Source organism: Streptomyces kronopolitis (genome assembly GCF_050953795.1).
Classification (GTDB): domain Bacteria; phylum Actinomycetota; class Actinomycetes; order Streptomycetales; family Streptomycetaceae; genus Streptomyces; species Streptomyces kronopolitis_A.
The window spans coordinates 5,858,003-5,878,571 of sequence record NZ_CP191850.1; the positions used below are offsets into that span (position 1 = coordinate 5,858,003).

Consider the following 20,569-nt stretch of genomic DNA (forward strand, 5'->3'; position numbering starts at 1 on the left):
CACCGCGATTGTCACAGGCGTGGTGTGCAATGGAGGCGTGGCAGCGCTCGATGAACCCCTGAAGAAAATCCTCGGTGGCACCACCGCGAAGGTGCTGGACGAGCATCTCGGCCTGCAAACGGTCGGGGACCTGTTGCACCACTACCCGCGGCGCTACGCCGAGCGCGGCGAACTGACCCGCCTCGCGGACCTCCCGCTGGACGAACACGTCACGGTCGTCGCGCAGGTCGCGGATGCCCGGGTGCTGAAGTTCAACGGCGGCCGGGGACAGCGCCTCGAAGTGACGCTCACCGACGGCAGCGGCCGCCTGCGGCTGGTCTTCTTCGGCAAGGGCATCCACAAGCCCCACAAGGACCTGCTCCCCGGACGCCGCGCGATGTTCGCCGGCAAGGTGTCCGTGTTCAACCACAAACTCCAGCTCGCCCACCCCGAGTACGCGCTGCTCGACGGCGACGGCGACGGCGACGACGACAGCGGCGCCGAGGCCGCCGACGCCTTCGCCCGGCAGCTGCTGCCGCTCTACCCCGCCTGTCAGCAGATGGCCTCCTGGAAGATCGCCAAGGCGGTCGACGCGGTACTGCCCAGCGCGCAGGACGCCGTCGACCCGCTGCCCGGGGCGCTGCGCGAGGGCCGGGCACTGGTCCCGCTGCCCGAAGCGCTGCTCAAGATCCACCGCCCGGAGAGCAAGGCCGACATCGCCGCCGCACGGGACCGGCTGAAGTGGGACGAGGCCTTCGTCCTCCAGGTCGCGCTCGCCCGGCGCCGGCGCGCCGAGACCCAACTGGCCGCGGTGGCCCGGCGGCCCGCCGACGGCGGCATCCTCGACGCCTTCGACGCGAAACTGCCCTTCACGCTCACGGACGGTCAGCAGAAGGTCAGCCGTGAGATCTTCGACGACCTGGCGACCGAGCACCCCATGCACCGCCTCCTCCAGGGCGAGGTGGGCTCCGGCAAGGCGCAGCCGCTGGACGCCCTGGTACTGACCCCGCGCGGCTTCCGTCCCATGGGGGAGATGACGGTCGGCACGGAAGTGGTGGTGCCCAGCGGTGAGCCCGCCGTGGTGGACGGGGTCTTCCCGCAGGGCGAGCGGGAGGTCTGGCGGCTGGTGCTGTCGGACGGCAGCACCGTCGAGTGCGACGACGAGCACCTGTGGATCGTCGGCTCCGGCGGGTCGGACGAGCGGGTGCTGACCACCCGCGAGCTGCGCGGCGAGCTGCTCGGCCCCGACGGCCGCCCCCGGTGGTCGATCGCCGCGGCCACCCCGGTGGATCTCGACGACGGCGGGGAGCGGACGCGCGACCCGTATCGGGTGGGGCGGCGGGCCGCCGAGGCCGGCGGCGCCGCCGGCCGCCTGCCCGAGGCCTGTCTGCTGGCTCCCCTCAAGGACCGGCTGGCCGTGCTGCAGGGGCTCATGGACGCCGGGGGAGGCACCGCGGGGGCCGCCGCGGTCTTCCGCGCGGCGCCCGGCCCGCTGGCCGAGGACCTGGCCTGGCTGGTGCGCTCCCTGGGCGGCGCGGCCCGGACCGTCCCGGTGGGCGGCAGTGCCCGCGACGTCCTCGTGGAGCTGCCCGCCGCGTACCCGCCGTTCCGCGACGGCGGCGCGAGCGACGGGGCCGGTGTGCACCCCGGGGACGGCCCGGGCGTCCGGCGCACCGTCGAGGCCGTCGAGCACGTCGGCCGCAAACCCGTGCAGTGCATCAGCGTCGCGCACCCCTCGCACGCCTATGTGACCGACCACTTCACGGTCACCCACAACACCATGGTCGCGCTGCGCGCCATGCTCGGCGTCGTCGACAGCGGCGGCCAGGCCGCGATGCTGGCGCCGACCGAGGTCCTGGCCCAGCAGCACCACCGCTCGATCACCGAGATGATGGGCGAGCTGGCCGAGGGCGGGATGCTCGGCGGCGCGGAGCGGGGCACCAAGGTCGTGCTGCTGACCGGCTCCATGGGGGCCGCCGCCCGCCGTCAGGCGCTGCTCGACCTGGTCACCGGCGAGGCCGGGGTCGTGGTGGGCACCCATGCCCTGATCGAGGACAAGGTGCAGTTCCACGACCTGGGGCTGGTCGTCGTCGACGAACAGCACCGCTTCGGCGTCGAACAGCGCGACGCGCTGCGCGGCAAGGGCAACTCCCAGCAGGAGAAGCAGACCCCGCATCTCCTGGTCATGACGGCGACCCCGATCCCGCGCACGGTCGCCATGACCGTCTTCGGCGATCTGGAGACCTCCGTCCTGGACCAGCTCCCCGCCGGGCGCTCGCCGATCGCCAGCCATGTGGTGCCCGCCAAGGACAAGCCGCACTTCCTCGCGCGCGCCTGGGAACGCGTCCGCGAGGAGGTGGCGGCCGGGCACCAGGGCTATGTGGTGTGCCCCCGGATCGGCGACGAGGAGGAGGCGCCCGGGGTGAAGAAGAAGGGCGCCAAGGCCGCCGCGGCCGAGGAGAGTTCACCGCAGGACGCGGCGGAGAAGCGCCCGCCGCTCGCCGTGCTCGACCTCGCCGAACAGCTCAGGACCGGCCCGCTGGCCGGCCTGCGGGTGGCGGTGCTGCACGGCCGGATGGCGCCGGACGACAAGGACGGCGTGATGCGCTCCTTCGCCGCCGGCGAGCTGGACGTCCTCGTCGCGACGACGGTCATCGAGGTCGGGGTGAACGTCCCCAACGCCACCGCCATGGTGATCATGGACGCGGACCGCTTCGGCGTCTCCCAGCTGCACCAGCTGCGCGGCCGGGTCGGCCGTGGCGCGGCCCCCGGACTGTGCCTGCTGGTCAGCGAGATGCCCGAGGCGAGCCCCGCGCGCGCCCGGCTCGCCGCCGTGGCGGGCACCCTCGACGGCTTCGAACTCTCCCGTATCGACCTCGAACAGCGGCGTGAGGGCGATGTCCTGGGACAGGCGCAGTCCGGCGTCCGTTCCTCGCTGCGGATGCTCGCGGTCATCGAGGACGAGGAGGTGATCGCGGCCGCCCGCGAGGAGGCCACCGCCCTGGTAACCGCCGACCCCGAACTGGCCGGGTACCCGGAGCTGCGGATCGCCCTGGCGGCCCTGCTGGACGACCGGCGGGAGCAGTATCTGGACAAGGGATGAGCGTGGCCTCGGCGGCGAACGGGCCGGCACCGAGGGGCGGGGCGCCGCGTGAGATCGGTCACCGCCCGCGGCCTCCGGCGCCCCCGGCCGGGCCTCCGCGGCCCGCTGACGCCATATCGTGGAGGTCGGAGCCTGCCCGGCTCCCTTTCCGACCCGCGCAACGTAAGGACGGGCCCATGACCCGCGTGATCGCCGGTACGGCCGGCGGCCGCCGCCTGGCCGTACCCCCGGGCAACGGCACCCGGCCGACCTCCGACCGGGCGCGCGAGGGCATGTTCTCCACCTGGGAGGCGCTCGACGGACCGCTGTCCGGCGCCCGGGTGCTCGATCTGTACGGCGGCTCCGGCGCGGTCGGCCTGGAGGCGCTCTCCCGCGGCGCCGCGCACGTCCTGCTGGTCGAGGCCGACGCCCGCGCCGTGCGCACCATCCGCGACAACGTCCGCGCGGTGGGCCTCCCCGGCGTCGACGTCCGGGCCGGCACGGCCGAGCAGACCGCCGCCGCGCCGCCCCCGGGCGAGCCCTACGACGTCGTCTTCCTGGACCCGCCCTACGCGGTGACCGACGCCGATCTTCAAGAGATCCTGCTCACACTCCGTGGTCAGGGGTGGCTTGCGGAGCAGGCACTCGTCACCGTGGAGCGCAGCACCCGAGGCGGCGCCTTCCCCTGGCCGGACGGCTTTGCAGCGATCAAGGCCCGTCGTTACGGCGAGGGGACGCTTTGGTACGGTCGCGCCGCTTCGACGTCCGCCGAATCGACGTCAGCAAGCGTGTCATGACCGGATCGGAGAGCGAGGAACCCGAGTTGCGCCGCGCCGTCTGTCCGGGGTCGTTCGACCCCATCACCAACGGGCACCTGGACATCATCGCCCGTGCCTCCAAGCTGTACGACGTCGTCCACGTCGCCGTGATGATCAATCAGTCCAAGCAGGGCCTGTTCACGGTCGAGGAACGGATCGACCTGATCCGCCGGGCCACCGCCGAGTACGGCAACGTGGAGGTCGAGTCCTTCCACGGTCTGCTGGTCGACTTCTGCAAGCAGCGCGACATCCCCGCGATCGTCAAGGGGCTGCGCGCCGTCAGCGACTTCGACTACGAGCTGCAGATGGCCCAGATGAACAACGGCCTGTCGGGAGTGGAGACCCTCTTCGTCCCCACCAATCCCACCTACAGCTTCCTCTCCTCCAGCCTCGTCAAGGAGGTTGCCGCCTGGGGCGGTGATGTCTCGCACCTGGTCCCGGGGTTCGTCCTGGAGGCGCTCACCGAACGCCTGCGGCAGAAGGGCTGAGGCCGGGCCGGGCGCGGGGGCCGCGACGCCGGACTGATCGGGCGTCAGGTGGTGTCGGGCCGGTGGCGCGTGGCCGTACAGTCGTCCCGTTCCCTCGTTCCAACCCTTCAGAGAGTGGCGAGTCCAGGTGGACGTGCAGAAGAAGCTCGACGACATCGTCGCGACCGTCGGCGGTGCCCGGTCCATGCCCATGTCGGCCTCGTGCGTGGTCAACCGCGCCGAGCTGCTCGCCATGCTGGAGGAGGTGCGCGCCGCGCTGCCGGGCTCGCTCGCGCAGGCGCAGGAGCTGATCGGCGGCCGGGAGCAGATGGTCGAGGAGGCCCGGGCCGAGGCGGAGCGGATCATCGAGACCGCGCACGCCCAGCGCGGGTCGCTGATCTCCGACACCGAGGTCGCCCGGCAGTCCCAGGACGAGGCGGACCGGATCCTCGCGGAGGCCCGCCGGGAGGCCGAGGAGATCCGCGCCGAGGCCGACGACTACGTCGACAGCAAGCTCGCCAACTTCGAGGTCGTGCTGACCAAGACCATCGGATCGGTCGACCGCGGCCGCGAGAAGCTGCTCGGCCGCGACCCGGGGCTCGACGACCAGGGCTACCCCGACGAGGACGGCACCCGGGCCCCGGAGCGCAGCTCCGACCCGGAGACCCTCCGCCGGCGCGCCGACGCCTACGTGGACGCCAAGTTCGGGGCGTTCCAGGCGGTGCTGACCAAGACGCTGGAGGCGGTCGGCCGGGGCCGTGACAAGCTCCAGGGCGCCCGCGCGATCGACGAGCTGGCCCTTCACCTGGCGGCGCAGGACGATCCGCAGTCCGGGCAGCCGCAGGCCGACGCCGACTACCTCGCCGGCTTGGCGGGGATCGCCGCCGACCGTGAGCCGCAGCCGCCCCAGGCGCCCCCGATGCCGCAGGCCCCGCCGCAGCCCGTGATGCCCCAGGAGCACCAGCAGCCCCTCCAGCCCCAGCTTCAGCAGCAGGGCTACTACACCGACCCGGCGGCCTACCCCCAGCAGGACGTCTACGGCTACCAGCAGCCCGCGCAGGACCCGTACGCCCCGCAGCACCAGGACCCCTACGGCTACGACTGGCAGCAGCAGGTCCCGCAGCAGGGCTACGACCCGAACGCCTACCTCGCCCAGCAGATGCCGCAGCAGCAGGTGCCCCAGCAGCCCCAGCACGCCCCGCACGGCCACGCGGCGCAGGCCGGAGCGCTGGACGAGACCAGCCTCTTCGACACCAGCATGATCGACCTGGACCAGCTCCGGCAGTACGAGGAGGGGCGCCAGTAGGGCCCACGGCCCGCGGTCCGCACTCCGGCCGGAAGCGGATTGGGCCTATCGGGGCCCGTCCAGTATCCTGGCTCTTCGGTCGCGCGTATGTCCGCGATCACTGCTGCCCGGAATTCCACCTCTGGGATTCAGGCGGCGCGCAATCCCCGTAGAAAGCAGGAAGCCATCAACGCCCGCCTCGACCACCGTTCCCCTCTCGTGTTCGATACGCGCGAGCTGGGCCGGCGTCCCGGTGCGCTCAAGAGGGTCTCCCGCTCCGTCGAGGCCCCCCGGGACCTCGGCAACGAGGTCATCGGTGTGCCCGAGGGCGCGGCGATCGAGCTCGACCTCCGCCTGGAGTCGGTCATGGACGGGGTGCTTGTCACAGGCACCGGCCGTGCAACCGTCACGGGGGAGTGCGTAAGGTGTCTGGAGCCGCTGGAGCGAGAGCTCGACGCGGACTTCCAGGAGATGTTCGCCTACCCCGACGCCGACGCCAGGGTCCATGAGGACGCCGGCGACGACGCCGAGGACGAGGAGGACACCCTCTTCCTCGAGGACGACCTGTTCGACCTCGAGCCCGTGCTGCGTGATGCGGTGGTGCTTGCACTGCCGATGCAGCCGGTGTGCCAGGACGACTGCCCGGGCCTGTGCTCCGACTGCGGAGTGCGGCTCGCGGACGACCCGGACCACCACCACGACGCCGTCGACATCCGTTGGGCGGCACTGCAGGGACTCGCCGGGACCGTCAAGGACGGCGAGAAGGACAACATGGGCGGCGCCGAAGCGGGCGTCGACGAGAAGCAGGAGAAGTAGCCGTGGCTGTTCCGAAGCGGAAGATGTCGCGCAGCAACACGCGCCACCGCCGGTCGCAGTGGAAGGCTGCGGTCCCCACCCTGGTGGCGTGCGAGCGCTGCCACGAGCCGAAGCAGCAGCACATCGCGTGCCCGAGCTGCGGCACCTACAACAAGCGCCAGGTCCTCGAGGTCTGAGCGGCTGGTGACAGGCTCCGTGTCTAGCCCCAAGAAGGCGCAAGACGCCAATGCGACTTCCCGCACACGCGGGGATGAACCGACTCCGGCGGACACGGCCTCGTCCCACACGCTTCTGGAAGGGCGGCTCGGGTACAAGCTCGAGACCGCCCTTCTGGTGCGTGCGCTGACGCACCGCTCGTTCGCATACGAGAACGGCGGTCTGCCCACCAACGAGCGGCTCGAATTCCTCGGGGATTCGGTGCTCGGCCTGGTGGTCACGGACACGCTGTACCGCATCCACCCCGACCTCCCGGAAGGCCAGCTGGCCAAGCTCCGGGCCGCGGTGGTCAACTCGCGTGCGCTTGCCGAGGTGGGCCGCGGCCTCGACCTCGGCGCCTTCATCCGCCTCGGACGGGGCGAAGAGGGTACGGGCGGCCGGGACAAGGCCTCCATCCTCGCCGACACCCTTGAAGCGGTGATCGGCGCGGTCTATCTCGACCAGGGTCTCGACGCGGCGGGTGAGCTGGTGCACCGGCTCTTCGACCCGCTGATCGAGAAGTCCTCCAGCCTGGGCGCCGGCCTGGACTGGAAGACGAGTCTCCAGGAACTCACCGCGACCGAAGGTCTCGGCGTCCCGGAATACCTGGTCACCGAGACCGGCCCGGACCACGAGAAGACGTTCACTGCTGCTGCCCGCGTCGGTGGTGTCTCGTACGGCACCGGCACCGGCCGCAGCAAGAAGGAAGCCGAGCAGCAGGCGGCGGAGTCCGCGTGGCGCGCGATCCGCGCCGCGGCGGACGAGGCGGCCGAGGCGGCGGCTTCCGGCGACGAGGAGTCGCCCGCATCCGGTCGGCCCGACGCGGCGCCGGCCGCCGGCGACAGCCCGTCGTCGGCACACTGAAACCCCGCTTCTGACCCCTTCCGGGCGGCCCCGCGCCGCTCCGGACGGGGTCAGAGGTCTTTTCGCCACCCACGTTGCCGAGGAGCCCTGCCGTGCCCGAGCTGCCCGAGGTCGAGGTCGTACGCCGCGGACTGGAGCGCTGGGTCGGCGGACGCACGATCGACGCCGTCGAGGTACGCCACCCGCGGGCGATCCGCCGGCACACCGCCGGTGCGGCCGACTTTGCGGCCCGGCTGACGGGGCTGCGCCTCGGCACCGCCCGCCGGCGCGGCAAGTACCTCTGGCTCCCGGTGACCGGCGGCGGACCGGCCGCCCCGACCGCCGCCGAGGGGCTCACCCCCAGGGTCACCCCGTCCGTCACCCACGGGCTGGCGATCCTCGCCCACCTCGGCATGAGCGGCCAGCTGCTGGTCCAGCCCGAAGGTGCCCCCGACGAGAAGCACCTGCGGATCCGGCTGGGCTTCGCCGACGACCTGGGCACCGAACTCCGCTTCGTCGACCAGCGCACCTTCGGCGGCCTCTCGCTGCACGACACCGTGCCCGGCGACAGCGACCAGCTGCCCGACGTGATCGCGCACATCGCCCGCGACCCGCTGGACCCCGCCTTCGACGACGCCGCCTTCCACACCGCGCTGCGCCGCCGCCGGACCACCATCAAGCGGGCGCTGCTCGACCAGACGCTGATCAGCGGCGTCGGCAACATCTACGCCGACGAGGCGCTGTGGCGCAGCAGACTCCACTACGAGCGGCCGACCGCCACCTTCACCCGGCCGCGCACCGCCGAACTGCTCGGCCACGTCCGGGACGTGATGAACGCCGCGCTCGCCGTCGGCGGCACCAGCTTCGACAGCCTCTACGTCAACGTCAACGGGGAGTCCGGCTACTTCGACCGCTCCCTGGACGCCTACGGCCGGGAGGGCGAACCCTGCGGCCGCTGCGGCACGCCCATCCGCCGCCGTCCCTGGATGAACCGCTCCAGCTACTTCTGCCCCCGCTGCCAGCGGCCGCCCCGGGTCTGAGCGCGGGGCGGGGGCCGGTTCAGCCCGCGGCGTGCCGGGCGTCGTAGAGCTCCCGGGCCTCCATGACCTGCGGCATGCGGTCCTCCACCAGGTCGATCAGCAGCCGTAGTTGACGCGCGACCTGGTCGCCCAGGGGCGTCAGCGCGTAATCCACCCGGGGCGGGTTGGACTGCTGTGCCTCGCGGTGCACCAGCCCGTCCCGCTCCAGCGCGTGCAGGGTCTGCGCCAGCATCTTCTCGCTGACCCCTTCGACCCGGCGGCGCAGCTCGTTGAAGCGGAAGGTCCCGTCGAGCAGCGCGCCCAGCGTCAGACTGCCCCACCGGTCGGTGATGTGCTTGAGCGCCTCACGCGACGGGCACTCGCGCGCGAACACGTCATACGCCAGGTCGTCCGTACAGCCGGGGCAGCCGGGGGTGGATTCCCCGGCCGTCGCGGCACCGCTCTCGATCGTCATGGGGACACCATACTCCCAGGCAGCGCTAACCAGTGGGTTGCGCTTTCTAAAAGTTAGTGCTTCTCTTTTCCTCGTCGCAGCCGACGCTCCCGGGCACCGACCGCCCCGGGATGCCGTGATCTGGAGGAGAACACCGTGACCACCCCCGCCCTGCCCGCCCCCGTCGTCTCCATCGCCCACCACTCCGGCTTCGGCCACACCGCCGTACTGGCCGAGGCCGTGCGGGCCGCGGCCACCGCGGCGGGCGCCACCGTCCACCTGATCAAGGTCGACGAGATCACCGAGGCGCAGTGGGAGCAGCTCGACGCCTCCGACGCGATCGTCTTCGGCTCGCCGACCTACATGGGCACGGCCTCCGGCGCCTTCCACACCTTCGCCGAGGCGACCGCCAAGCGCTGGGCCCCCCGCGCCTGGCAGGACAAGCTCGCGGCGGGCTTCACCAACTCCGCCTCCCAGAGCGGCGACAAGCTCCACACCTTGCAGTTCTTCACGGTGCTCGCCGCCCAGCACGGCATGAGCTGGGTCAGCCTCAACCTGGCGCCCGGCGGGAACTCCTCCACCGCCTCCGAGAACGACCTGAACCGCCTGGGCTTCTTCCTGGGGGCCGGCGCCCAGTCGCCGAACGACCAGGGGGTCGAGGGCGTCCACAAGGCCGATATCGCCACCGCCGAGCACCTCGGGCGCCGGATCGTCGAGCAGGCACGGATCTTCGCCGCCGGCCGGGCCGCCCTCGCCGCCTGACCGGCTGCCCACCGGCCGGTACGCACCGGACGCCCGTCCCGCGCCGTGATGATCACGGCGCGGGACGGGCGTCCGTCAGTGGTCGGTCCTCCCCGGCTGGAACCCGAAGTCCTGCGTCCACCACGGGCCGCCCGGCCCGAAGTGGGCGCCGACGCCCAGGGTCTTGTACTCGCAGTTGAGGATGTTGGCGCGGTGCCCGGGGCTCTTCATCCAGGAGTCCATGACGGCCCGGGCGTCGGCCTGGCCACGGGCGATGTTCTCGCCGCCCAGGTCGGAGATGCCCGCGGTCCGGGCGCGGTCCCAGGGGGTGTCCCCGTCCGGGTCGGTGTGGCCGAAGAAGCCGCGCCGGGCCATGTCGTCGCTGAACCGCTGTGCCAGGCCGGACAGTTCCCCGTCCGCCGTCACCGGCGAGCAGCCGGCCCGGTCGCGCTCCTGATTGACCAGGGACAGCACCTGGGACTCGGCGGAGGACCCCGCACCGGGCGTCTTCGACGGCGCCGCGGAGCGCTCGGGCGCGGCGGCGGACGACGGCCCGGCGGGCCGGTGCGACGCGGGTGTGCCGGTCGGGGAGGTGGACGGCCGGTGCGGCGCGGGGGACGTCGGAGCGGTGCCGGGGGAGGAGGGGCCGCCGGTGCCGGGGGCCGGGGGGCGCGAGCCGCCGCGGCTCGCCTCGTGCGCGGCCCGGTCGTCCGGGTCCGCGGAGCCGCCGCCCAGCGGCGCGGTGGCCTCCGGCAGCGCGTCGGCCCGAGCGCGGTCGCCCTGATCGCCGCCGGTGGCGCCGTCGAGATCGCCGTGGCCGGGGATCAGCCCGGAGGCGGCCGCCACGGCTCCCATCGCCACCGCGGCCGAGACGCAGAGCAGTCCGGCGCGGACCGGGGCCGTCCCGCGGCCGCGCCCCGCGCGATGCCCGTGCGACCGGGCGCCGGACCCCTCGGTCCGCACAGCCGTCGGTGCGTCACCATGCCCCGCACCGGGGGCTTCAGGGGCTGGGGGAGCAGAGCGTCGATGGCGGCCCATCCGCGTTAGTCCTTCCGTCCTCAGCGTCAAGCCGGCTCACCCGAAAGAGTGAGCCTCGCTGACGGGGGACTGTACGCGATGCCCCCAGGGGCGGATGTGACCGCTGAGCAATTGGCCGGTTAACGTGCACACATGAACGAAGCTGTCCGTGTGACCGCGTGGGTGCGAGGCCGCGTCCAGGGCGTCGGGTTCCGCTGGTTCACCCGGGCCAACGCCCTGCGCATCGGGGAACTCGCCGGATTCGCGGTCAATCTCGGCGACGGCCGGGTCCAGGTCGTCGCCGAGGGGCCGAAGGATCACTGCGACGCGCTGTTGGAGTGGCTCCGGACCGGAGACACGCCCGGGCGGGTCGACGGAGTCACTGAGATATGGGACACGCCCCGCGGCGGTTACGACGGCTTCGCGATCCGCTGAGGGGCCCCGCCGAAACCGGCTGTACGACCGTCAGAGGCGATCTTCGGGACGCGGCCGTGTCCGCAGCTCACAGGAGATAAGGCCTGGTGGTTGCCAACTCGGCCGACCCGTGCAAGGCTGCCGCTGTACGGATGATCTCCACGCCCCCGCGGGACCTTTCTGGGGAGTCGGCGCAGCGCCCTCGCGGCCGCGCACTCTCAGGTGCCCGAGGATACGGGGCGTGATCGTGTTGACCGTCAAACCGTTTGGTGAGACTCTGGAATCCCCGCGCACCTTAGCTGTTTGGCATTGAGTACACCAGGAATGACAAGCACCGCGGGTGCGAATCCCTCACGACCCAACCTCTTCGGTCGGTCACTCATTGTGGAGGACCATCCATCATGGCAAAGGCGCTTCTCGGTTACGTCGGCGGCTCCGACCCCCGAGTCCTCTCCGAGATGCGACGGCTTCAGCAGCGCGTTCAAGACCTGGAATCCGAACTGATCCGGATGCAGGCCGAAAACGACATGCTGTCCGCTGCCGCACGTCGCGACGACTCGTTGCTCGACATCGACGTACCCCAGGCGGAGCCCGCGCTCACCTGACCCCGCCCCCCAGGGCCGGCAGGGCTGCTCGCCAGCCGCTTGAGGCACCGTTCTCTTCAAGATCTTCAAGGGACGCTTCGGCGTCCCTTCGTCGTTTCCCGGTTCTTCCACCGACGGCCATTCGTGCGGACCCTGCGGTCCATTCGGCCGTGCCCGCCCCTTCCTTACCGCATGATGTGCCCTGCACTTTCCGCCATGAAACCGAAATGGAACGGCGCGGTGTACGGGGGGTGATGCAGGGCCCGTGACCGGCCCCGGAATGTTGGGGCCGCCCGTCCGGGAGCGGCCGGTAGAGTCCAACGGCGTGCACCTCAAGAGTCTGACCCTGCGAGGCTTCAAGTCCTTCGCCTCCGCCACGACACTCCGCTTCGAACCGGGCATCACCTGCGTCGTGGGCCCCAACGGATCCGGCAAGTCCAATGTCGTGGACGCGCTGTCGTGGGTCATGGGCGAGCAGGGTGCCAAGTCACTGCGCGGCGGGAAGATGGAGGACGTCATCTTCGCCGGGACGACCGGGCGGCCGCCGCTCGGCCGGGCCGAGGTCGCGCTCACCATCGACAACTCCGACGGCGCGCTGCCGATCGAGTACGCCGAAGTCACCCTCACCCGGATCATGTTCCGCAACGGCGGCAGCGAGTACCAGATCAACGGGGACACCTGCCGGCTGCTCGACATCCAGGAGCTGCTCTCCGATTCCGGTATCGGCCGGGAGATGCATGTCATCGTCGGCCAGGGCCAGCTCGACTCCGTGCTGCACGCCGATCCGATGGGCCGCCGGGCTTTCATCGAGGAAGCCGCCGGCGTCCTCAAGCACCGCAAGCGCAAGGAGAAGGCGCTGCGGAAGCTGGAGGCGATGAAGGCCAACCTCGCCCGGGTCCAGGACCTGACCGAGGAGCTGCGCCGCCAGCTCAAACCGCTGGGACGGCAGGCCGCGGTCGCCCGGCGCGCCGCCGTCATCCAGGCGGACCTGCGCGACGCCCGGCTGCGGCTGCTCTGCGACGACCTCGTCACCCTGCGCCGGGCGCTGCGCGCCGAGATCGCGGACGAGGCGGCCCTCAAGGAACGCAAGCAGGCCGCCGAGGCCCGGCTGCACACCGCCCGGCAGCAGGAGGCGGCGCTGGAGGAGGAGGTCCGCACCCTCACTCCGCGGCTCCAGCGCGCGCAGCGGACCTGGCACGAGCTGTCCCAGCTCGCCGAGCGGGTGCGCGGCACGATCTCGCTGGCCGAGGCGCGGGTCAAGAGCGCCTCGGCGGCCCCGCCGGACGAGCGGCAGGGACGCGACCCGCAGGAGATGGAGCGCGAGGCGGCCCGGATCCGTGAGCAGGAGGCGGAGTTGACGGCCGCGCTGGAGGCGGCGAGCCGGGCGCTGGAGGACACCGTCGAACACCGTGCCGGACTGGAGCGGCAGTTGGCGGACGAGGAGCGGCGGCTGCGGGACGTGGCCCGGGCCATCGCCGACCGCCGGGAGGGGCTGGCCCGGCTGAGCGGGCAGGTCACCGCCGCCCGTGGCCGGGCCGCCTCGGCGCAGGCGGAGATCGGCCGGCTCGTCGAGTCCCGGGACGCCGCCCGCGGCCGGGCGAGCGCGGCCCAGGAGGAGTACGAGCAGCTCAAGGCCGAGGTCGACGGGCTGGACGAGGACGACGAGGCGCTCGGGGAGCGGCATGCGGCGGCCCGCCGGGAGCTGGCGGCGGCGGAGGCCGCGCTGAGCGCCGCACGTGAGGCGCTGACCGTGGCCGAGCGCAGCCGGGCCGCGACCGCCGCCCGGCACGACGCGCTGGCGCTCGGGCTGCGCCGCAAGGACGGCAGCGGCGCGCTGCTGGCCGCCGCGGACCGCCTCGGCGGGCTGCTCGGGCCGGCGGCGGAGCTGCTCACCGTGACCCCCGGCTTCGAGGTCCCGGTGGCCGCGGCCCTCGGTGCGGCCGCGGACGCCCTCGCCGTCACCGGCCCGGGCACCGCCGCCGAAGCCATCCGGCTGCTGCGGGCCCAGGACGCGGGCCGGGCGGCGATGGTGGTGGGGGCCGAGGGGAGCGGCACCGGCACGGGGCGGGTGCCGGCGCCCGCGCGGGCCGTGGACGTCCCCGTGACGGTGGAGGCCGCGGGTGCCGCCGGGGCTCCGGGCGGGTCTCCGCCGGGCGGGCCCGAGGGGGCGCGCGGGGCGCCGGAGGCCCGTGGGACGGCCGTCCACCGGGTTCCCGGTCCGCGCTCCGCGCCCGTACCGGCGGACGAGCTGGTGAGCGGGCCGGCGCGGCTGTCGGCCGCGGTGGCCCGGCTGCTGCGGGACGTCGTGGTGGTCGGCACGCTGGAGGACGCCGAGGAGCTGGTGGCCGCGCGGCCGGAGCTGACGGCCGTGACCGGCGAGGGCGATCTGCTCGGGGCGCACTTCGCGCAGGGCGGCTCCGCCGGGGCGCCGAGCCTGCTGGAGGTGCAGGCCTCCGTCGACGAGGCGGCGGCCGAACTCCAGGAGCTGGCCGGGCGCTGCGAGGAGCTGACCGCGGCGCAGCGGGACGCGGCCGAGCGCCGTACGGAGTGTGCCGCGCTGGTCGAGGAGCTGGCCGAGCGGCGGCGGGCGGCGGACCGGGAGAAGTCGAAGGTCGCCGGCGATCTGGGCCGGCTCGGCGGCCAGGCCCGGGCGGCCGCGGGCGAGGCCGAGCGGTCCGGCGCGGCGGCCGCCCGGGCCGAGGAGGCGCTGGCGCGGGCCGCCGAGGAGGCCGAGGAGCTGGCCGAGCGGCTCGCGGTGGCCCAGGAGGACCCGGGCGCCGGGGACGAGGAGCCCGACACCTCCGTACGGGACCGGCTGGCCGCGGACGGCGCCAACGCGCGGCAGACCGAGATGGAGGCCCGGCTCCAGGCACGTACGCACGAGGAGCGGGTCAAGGCGCTCGCCGGTCGGGCGGACGGGCTGGACCGCGGGGCGCGGGCCGAGCGCGAGGCGCGGGCCCGGGCCGAGCGGCGGCGGGCCCGGCTGCGGCACGAGGCGGAGGTGGCCGGCGCGGTCGCCTCGGGCGCCCGGCAGCTGCTGGCGCACGCCGAGGTGTCGGCCGTACGGGCCGAGGAGGAGCGCGGCGCCGCCGACAAGGCCAAGGAGGGGAGCGAGCAGGCGCTGGTGGTCGCGCGGAGCCAGGGCCGGGAGCTGGCGTCCGAGCTGGACAAGCTGACCGACTCGATGCACCGCGGGGAGGTGCTCGGCGCGGAGAAGCGGCTGCGGATCGAGCAGCTGGAGGGCCGGGCGCTGGAGGAGCTGGGGGTGGAGCCGGCCGCGCTGATCTCCGAGTACGGGCCCGAGCAGCCCGTCCCGCCGTCCCCGGCCGCCGAGGGCGAGGTGCTCCCGGACGACCCCGGGGATCCGCGCAACCAGCCGGTCCCCTACGTACGGGCCGAACAGGAGAAGCGGCTCAAGGCGGCCGAACGGGCGTATCAGCAACTCGGGAAGGTGAATCCGCTGGCGCTGGAGGAATTCGCCGCGCTGGAGGAGCGGCACCAGTTCCTGAGCGAGCAGCTGGCCGACCTCAAGAAGACCCGGGCCGACCTGATGCAGGTGGTCAGAGAGGTCGACGAGCGGGTGGAGCAGGTCTTCACCGAGGCGTACCACGACACCGCCCGCGAGTTCGAGGGCGTCTTCGCGCGGCTCTTCCCGGGCGGCGAGGGGCGGCTGGTGCTGACCGACCCGGGCGACATGCTGGCGACCGGGGTGGACGTGGAGGCGCGTCCGCCGGGCAAGAAGGTCAAGCGGCTCTCGCTGCTGTCGGGCGGGGAGCGGTCGCTGACCGCGGTGGCCCTGCTGGTGTCGATCTTCAAGGCGCGGCCCAGTCCGTTCTACGTGATGGACGAGGTGGAGGCCGCGCTCGACGACACCAATCTGCAGCGGCTGATCGGGATCATGGAAGAGCTCCAGGAGAGTTCGCAGCTGATTGTGATCACTCATCAGAAGCGGACAATGGAGGTCGCGGACGCGCTCTACGGGGTGTCGATGCAGGGTGACGGAGTCTCCAAGGTCATCAGCCAGCGCCTTCGGTGATCGCGCGGAGTGCCCGACGACCCATCAGTTCATAACTTGAATGAATGACCACCCGGACGGTGGCAGAACAAATTCATCACGGCCTATTGACTTCGAAACTTGAAGGCATAGTCTCTGCAACGTTGCTTTTACCTTCAAGTGGTGGGTTCCCCCAACCATCTGCGCCACTGAAGGGCCAGCCCCCGATGCCCGGCAGCGCAGCCGGGCCACTGGAGTTCACGTTGACCAGCACCGCGCAGCCGACGGTCCCGGAAGGCCGCAAGGCCCACCCCGACCACCTCGGCCATGTCATCTTCATAACCGCGGCTGCCGCGATGGGCGGCTTCCTGTTCGGCTATGACAGCTCCGTCATCAACGGTGCCGTCGAGGCGATCCGCAGCCGTTATGACGTCGGGTCCGCCGTCCTCGCCCAGGTGATCGCCGTGGCGCTGATCGGCTGTGCCATCGGCGCCGCCACCGCCGGCCGGGTCGCGGACCGCATCGGCCGCATCCGGGTGATGCAGATCGCCGCCGTGCTGTTCACCATCAGTGCCGTCGGGTCCGCGCTGCCGTTCGCCCTGTGGGACCTCGCCTTCTGGCGCATCATCGGCGGCTTCGCGATCGGCATGGCCTCGGTCATCGGCCCGGCCTACATCGCCGAGGTCTCGCCGCCCGCCTACCGCGGCCGCCTCGGCTCGTTCCAGCAGGCCGCGATCGTCGTCGGCATCGCCATCTCCCAGCTCGTCAACTGGGGCATCCTCAACCTCGCCGACGGCCAGCAGCGCGGCAAGATCGCCGGCCTGGAGGCCTGGCAGTGGATGCTCGGCGTGATGGTCGTCCCGGCCGTGCTCTACGGTCTGCTGTCCTTCGTGATCCCCGAGTCGCCGCGTTACCTGATCTCCGTCGGCAAGGTCTCCCGCGCCAAGGAGGTGCTGGCCGAGGTCGAGGGCCGCTCGGTGAACCTCGACACCCGGGTCGGCGAGATCCAGGACGCGATGCGCCGCGAGCACAAGTCGTCGTTCAAGGACCTGCTCGGCGGCAAGAGGAGCTTCCTGCCGATCGTCTGGGTCGGTATCGGACTCTCGGTCTTCCAGCAGCTGGTCGGCATCAACGTCGCGTTCTACTACTCCTCGGCGCTGTGGCAGTCCGTCGGCATCGACCCGAGTGCCTCGTTCTTCTACAGCTTCACCACGTCGATCATCAACATCATCGGCACCGTGATCGCGATGATCTTCGTCGACAAGATCGGCCGCCGTCCGCTGGCGCTGATCGGCTCGGTGGGTATGGCCGTCGCGCTCGGCCTGGAGGCCTGGGCCTTCTCCGCCAAGACCGCGGCCGGCACCCTGCCGACCACCGAAGGCACCGTGGCCCTGATCGCCGCCCACTGCTTCGTGCTCTTCTTCGCGCTCTCCTGGGGCGTCGTGGTCTGGGTCTTCCTCGGTGAGATGTTCCCGAACAAGATCCGCGCCGCCGCGCTGGGCGTCGCCGCCTCCGCGCAGTGGATCGCCAACTGGGCCATCACGGCCAGCTTCCCGAGCCTGTCGGACTGGAACCTCTCGGGCACCTACGTCATCTACATGGTCTTCGCCCTGCTCTCGATCCCCTTCGTGCTGAGGTACGTCAAGGAGACCAAGGGCAAGGCGTTGGAGGAGATGGGCTAACCCCCCGCCAGTCCTTCTCCTCGGTACCGGGTACTGCCTCGGGTCAACAGGGACCCCGGGCAGTACCCGTTTTTGTGCCCGGGATCTCCGGCGGTCCCGGGGCCCGAACCCGCCGCCCGCCGCCCGCCGCCGGCCGTCAGGCCGTCAGCCGGGGCAGCACCCGCTCGGCGAAGAGGTGCAGCGAGCGCCAGCCCTCGTCGACCGGCATCCCGCCGCACAGCGGATGCAGGATCAGCGAGTCCCCGCCCGGCTGCCGGGCGAGGCGCAGGCACTCGTCGGGGGTGACGACGCGGTAGACGCCCTCGTCGCGCAGCGCGGCGACGTCCCGGGCGGACGAGCGCACCGCGGAGCGGCTGCCGGCGGACTGCCAGGAGGCGTACGTCATCGCCTCGTGCAGCAGATGGCCGCCGTACTCGGCCCAGGTACGGTCCGGGTCCTCGGCGACATGGAGCAGCGAGGTCCGCTCGGGCGGCTGCCACACCCAGCCCTCGGTGCCGAAGTGCGCCCGCTGCCGGTGGTAGTAGGCCTCCAGCGCGGGGAGACGGGCGCTGGGGAAGAAGGGGAGCCCCAGGCGGGCGGCGCGCCGGGCCGCGGCCCGTGAGCTGCCGCCGATCAGCAGCAGCGGGTGCGGCCGGGTGCAGGGGCGCGGGGTGACCCGGACGGTGCGCCCCCGGTAGGTGAACGCCTCGCCGGTCCAGGCCGACAGCAGGGCCGTCAGCACCTCGTCCTGGAGGGCGCCGCGCTGCCGCCAGTCCTTGCCGTGCGCCGCGTACTCCTCGGGCCGGTAGCCGAGGCCGGCGACGGTGGTCAGCCGGCCGCCGCTGAGCAGGTCGAGCGAGGCGATGTCCTCGGCCAGCCGCAGCGGGTCGTGCAGCGGGGTGATCAGGGCGGAGACGGTGACGCCGATGCGGCGGGTGGCGCCGAAGACGGCGCCCGCGAAGGTGAGCGGGGAGGGGATCCAGCCGTTGGTGGTGGCGTGGTGCTCCTCGGTCTGGACCATGGTGAAGCCGCGGTCGTCGGCGAACGCCGCCATCTCGACGGCCGCGCGGTAGCGGGCGGACAGCGTGGCGGGCGTGGGCGCGGGATCGACCAGGTTGCAGCGCAGGACCGTCACGGTCGGGGTGGGCACGGCGGGCACAGCAGTCGCGTCGGTCACAGCGGACGTCCCCTTCGCCGGCGGTGGGCGAAGGGGACGTTAGCTGACGGTGCGTCAGGTTTCCAGGGGGACGGACCGGCCGGCCGGGGACGGGCGGACTCAGCCCACCTCGGCCGGGCGGCGCTCCGCCGAGGGCTCGTCCGCCGGTGCCGGGGCGCCCTCCCCGGCCGCCGGGACGGTCTCCCGGGCGGCCGGCAGCACGGCGAAGACCACCGCGGCGAGGGCGATCGTGGCCGCCCAGCCCAGGCCGTTCTCGCCGATCCAGGTGGTGGCCAGCGGGCCGGTGAACCACTGGACCTTGGTGAAGCACAGGCCCGCGACGAGGGCCACGGCCCAGGCGGTCATGGCCTGCCAGCAGAAGCCGCCGGTGTACCAGTAGCGGCTGGTGCGGCCGGTGTTCATCAGGCTCGCGGCGTCGTAGCGCACCGCCAGCCTGCGCCGCCGGGCCATGTCGACGCCGTAGACGCCGATCCAGGCGGAGAAGGAGACCGCCAGCAGCGTCAGGAAGGCGATGAACTGGCCGATGAAGTCCTTGGCCACCAGCATCATGAACAGGCCGCCCACCAGGCTGATGACGGCGTTGATGCTGACCGCCAGGGCGCGCGGCAGCTTGACGCCCATGGTCTGGGCGGTGAAGCCCGCGGAGTACATCGACAGGCTGTTGATCAGCACCATGCCGACCAGCGCGGTGATCAGGTACGGCACGGCGAGCCAGGACGGCAGGATGGTGCCCAGGAACGACATCGGGTCGGTGTTCCGGCCGGCCAGCCCCGGGTTGGAGACCGCCATCACGCCGCCCATCAGCACCATCGGCAGCAGCACCAGCGCGGCGCCGGAGACCGTGGTGCCGACGATCTTCCTGCCGGACGCGGAGTGCGGGAGGTAGCGCGCGAAGTCGGGGCCGGTGGGCACCCAGCTGATCCCGCCGGCCGCGATGGTGCCGACGCCCGCGATCACCATCGCGGTGGTGCCGGCCTTCTTCGCGAAGACGGCGTCCCAGTCCATCGTGGCGATCAGGTAGACCAGCACCATGATGCTGAACAGGCCGAACAGATAGGTCGAGTACTTGTTGCAGACGTTCAGCGCCTTGCGGCCCATGCCGCTCACCACGTAGGTGACGGCCACGAAGCCGAGCAGGGTGACGACGACCAGGGCGTTGTTGGTCTCGATGCCGAAGAGCAGGCGCAGCACCGTCAGCACCGCGTAGGCGCCGGTGACCGCGTTGATCGTCTCCCAGCCGAAGCGGGCGACCCACAGGATCGCCCCGGGGAAGTAGTTGCCGCGCACGCCGAAGGCGGCCCGCGAGAGCATCGCGCCGGGCGCGCCGCCCCACTTGCCGGAGACCGACAGCACGCCCACCATCCCGAAGGCGACGGCCGCGGCGATCGCGGCCACCAGCAGGACCTGCCAGAAGTTCAGCCCGTTGCTCACCACGAGCGCGGCACCCATGGTCAGCAGCAGCACGCTGATGTTGGCGGCGACCCAGGTGGGGAAGAGTTCGCGGACCCGGCCCCGGCGTTCGTGGTCGGGAACCGGCTCGATGCCGCGCGTCTCGACGGCGCCTTCGGGCGCGGGGGCGGAAGTGGACGGCGTGGTGCCCATGGTGCTGGTGTCTCCGTGCGGGGATCTGGGGGGCACCCCCGGACAGGAGGTGCAGGCAGCGGCTGTGGTGCCTGGCCAGAAATGGTTGCCAGGACTCTACGCGCGTTGCGCGCCCGCTCGCCATCGTAGTTTGATCCAACTTCCGCCACTTTGCGCTGTTGGACCCCACGACGACCACGAGTGTCACCCAGGTTCGTCGAAGAGGCCAGCCGGACCGTCTTGGCCAGGCGGAACGCGCGGGCGCCGGGGAGCGGCGCCCCCGGATCCCCGGCCCCTCCCCGTCGCCGGCGGACGGCGGGATCCCTACCTCGTTCCGCGCGGGACCGTCCGCCCCCGGCAGCCGGCTTCACGGGCTGGATCCGGCCACCCCGCACCCGCGCCGGAGCCCGTCCGGATTCGGCGCGTGCCGTCCCCGGGGCCG

Annotated in this window: 17 protein-coding genes; 13 read left to right on the forward strand and 4 right to left on the reverse strand. The window is 72.5% G+C overall.

Features of this window, described 5'->3' with window-relative positions; all coding sequences use genetic code 11:
- Nucleotides 1-37: 37 nt before the first annotated feature.
- The 8 genes from ACQP17_RS26045 (at nucleotide 38) to mutM (ending at nucleotide 8,525) form a co-directional block, all read left to right on the forward strand.
- Nucleotides 38-3,082, forward strand: a complete 3,045-nt coding sequence (locus ACQP17_RS26045; protein ID WP_433858443.1) for a helicase-related protein — start codon at nucleotides 38-40, stop codon at nucleotides 3,080-3,082.
- A 176-nt stretch (nucleotides 3,083-3,258) separates the two neighbouring features.
- Complete coding sequence (gene rsmD / locus ACQP17_RS26050) at nucleotides 3,259-3,858, forward strand: 16S rRNA (guanine(966)-N(2))-methyltransferase RsmD (RefSeq protein ID WP_433858444.1); 600 nt, start codon at nucleotides 3,259-3,261, stop codon at nucleotides 3,856-3,858.
- A 26-nt stretch (nucleotides 3,859-3,884) separates the two neighbouring features.
- Nucleotides 3,885-4,367, forward strand: coding sequence for a pantetheine-phosphate adenylyltransferase (coaD, locus tag ACQP17_RS26055; protein ID WP_283781851.1), 483 nt, complete (start codon nucleotides 3,885-3,887; stop codon nucleotides 4,365-4,367).
- Between the two features lie 127 nt (nucleotides 4,368-4,494).
- Nucleotides 4,495-5,652, forward strand: coding sequence for an ATP synthase F0 subunit B (locus tag ACQP17_RS26060; RefSeq protein WP_433858445.1), 1,158 nt, complete (start codon nucleotides 4,495-4,497; stop codon nucleotides 5,650-5,652).
- Nucleotides 5,653-5,850: 198 nt separating this feature from the next.
- Nucleotides 5,851-6,447 carry a YceD family protein gene (locus ACQP17_RS26065; protein WP_433858446.1) on the forward strand — a complete coding sequence of 199 codons (597 nt, stop codon included), beginning with the start codon at nucleotides 5,851-5,853 and terminating at the stop codon, nucleotides 6,445-6,447.
- A gap of 2 nt (nucleotides 6,448-6,449) precedes the next feature.
- Nucleotides 6,450-6,623, forward strand: coding sequence for a 50S ribosomal protein L32 (rpmF, locus tag ACQP17_RS26070; RefSeq protein ID WP_003951102.1), 174 nt, complete (start codon nucleotides 6,450-6,452; stop codon nucleotides 6,621-6,623).
- 7 nt (nucleotides 6,624-6,630) lie between these two features.
- Nucleotides 6,631-7,506: a ribonuclease III gene (rnc, locus tag ACQP17_RS26075; protein WP_433858447.1), complete on the forward strand. Its 876-nt coding sequence runs from the start codon at nucleotides 6,631-6,633 to the stop codon at nucleotides 7,504-7,506.
- Between the two features lie 92 nt (nucleotides 7,507-7,598).
- Nucleotides 7,599-8,525 carry a bifunctional DNA-formamidopyrimidine glycosylase/DNA-(apurinic or apyrimidinic site) lyase gene (gene mutM, locus ACQP17_RS26080; protein ID WP_433858448.1) on the forward strand — a complete coding sequence of 309 codons (927 nt, stop codon included), beginning with the start codon at nucleotides 7,599-7,601 and terminating at the stop codon, nucleotides 8,523-8,525.
- A gap of 19 nt (nucleotides 8,526-8,544) precedes the next feature.
- Here mutM and ACQP17_RS26085 read toward each other — a convergent pair whose 3' ends face one another.
- Nucleotides 8,545-8,979, reverse strand: a complete 435-nt coding sequence (locus tag ACQP17_RS26085) for a winged helix-turn-helix transcriptional regulator (RefSeq protein WP_433858449.1) — start codon at nucleotides 8,977-8,979, stop codon at nucleotides 8,545-8,547.
- 135 nt (nucleotides 8,980-9,114) lie between these two features.
- Between ACQP17_RS26085 and ACQP17_RS26090 the strand changes: the two genes are divergently transcribed.
- Nucleotides 9,115-9,720, forward strand: coding sequence for a flavodoxin family protein (locus tag ACQP17_RS26090; RefSeq protein ID WP_433858450.1), 606 nt, complete (start codon nucleotides 9,115-9,117; stop codon nucleotides 9,718-9,720).
- A gap of 75 nt (nucleotides 9,721-9,795) precedes the next feature.
- On the opposite strand, the gene ACQP17_RS26095 is transcribed toward ACQP17_RS26090, so the two are convergent.
- Nucleotides 9,796-10,737 carry a CAP domain-containing protein gene (locus ACQP17_RS26095; protein ID WP_433858451.1) on the reverse strand — a complete coding sequence of 314 codons (942 nt, stop codon included), beginning with the start codon at nucleotides 10,735-10,737 and terminating at the stop codon, nucleotides 9,796-9,798.
- Nucleotides 10,738-10,869: 132 nt separating this feature from the next.
- On the opposite strand from ACQP17_RS26095, the gene ACQP17_RS26100 reads away from it, so the two are divergent.
- The 4 genes from ACQP17_RS26100 to ACQP17_RS26115 all read left to right on the forward strand — a co-directional run bounded on the left by ACQP17_RS26100 (nucleotide 10,870) and on the right by ACQP17_RS26115 (nucleotide 17,390).
- Nucleotides 10,870-11,151, forward strand: coding sequence for an acylphosphatase (locus ACQP17_RS26100; protein WP_364878810.1), 282 nt, complete (start codon nucleotides 10,870-10,872; stop codon nucleotides 11,149-11,151).
- A gap of 380 nt (nucleotides 11,152-11,531) precedes the next feature.
- A complete protein-coding gene (locus ACQP17_RS26105) occupies nucleotides 11,532-11,735 on the forward strand; it encodes a hypothetical protein (protein WP_189099933.1) in 204 nt (67 codons plus the stop codon).
- Nucleotides 11,736-12,039: 304 nt separating this feature from the next.
- Nucleotides 12,040-15,750 carry an AAA family ATPase gene (locus ACQP17_RS26110; RefSeq protein ID WP_433858452.1) on the forward strand — a complete coding sequence of 1,237 codons (3,711 nt, stop codon included), beginning with the start codon at nucleotides 12,040-12,042 and terminating at the stop codon, nucleotides 15,748-15,750.
- 221 nt (nucleotides 15,751-15,971) lie between these two features.
- Complete coding sequence (locus ACQP17_RS26115) at nucleotides 15,972-17,390, forward strand: sugar porter family MFS transporter (protein ID WP_433858453.1); 1,419 nt, start codon at nucleotides 15,972-15,974, stop codon at nucleotides 17,388-17,390.
- A 136-nt stretch (nucleotides 17,391-17,526) separates the two neighbouring features.
- Here the strand turns inward: ACQP17_RS26115 and ACQP17_RS26120 are convergent, their stop codons facing one another.
- Entirely contained in the window at nucleotides 17,527-18,546 is a 1,020-nt protein-coding gene (locus tag ACQP17_RS26120) for an LLM class flavin-dependent oxidoreductase (protein WP_433858454.1), read from the reverse strand.
- 99 nt (nucleotides 18,547-18,645) lie between these two features.
- Entirely contained in the window at nucleotides 18,646-20,148 is a 1,503-nt protein-coding gene (locus ACQP17_RS26125; protein ID WP_433858455.1) for a purine-cytosine permease family protein, read from the reverse strand.
- Nucleotides 20,149-20,569: the final 421 nt, after the last annotated feature.

Coding starts and splice junctions, on each gene's coding strand:
- ACQP17_RS26125 (WP_433858455.1), bottom strand. CDS start 20,148: ATGGGCACCACGCCGTCCACTTCCGCCCCCGCGCCCGAAGGCGCCGTC.
- ACQP17_RS26085 (WP_433858449.1), bottom strand. CDS start 8,979: ATGACGATCGAGAGCGGTGCCGCGACGGCCGGGGAATCCACCCCCGGC.
- ACQP17_RS26095 (WP_433858451.1), bottom strand. CDS start 10,737: ATGGGCCGCCATCGACGCTCTGCTCCCCCAGCCCCTGAAGCCCCCGGT.
- ACQP17_RS26105 (WP_189099933.1), top strand. CDS start 11,532: ATGGCAAAGGCGCTTCTCGGTTACGTCGGCGGCTCCGACCCCCGAGTC.
- rsmD (WP_433858444.1), top strand. CDS start 3,259: ATGACCCGCGTGATCGCCGGTACGGCCGGCGGCCGCCGCCTGGCCGTA.
- ACQP17_RS26100 (WP_364878810.1), top strand. CDS start 10,870: ATGAACGAAGCTGTCCGTGTGACCGCGTGGGTGCGAGGCCGCGTCCAG.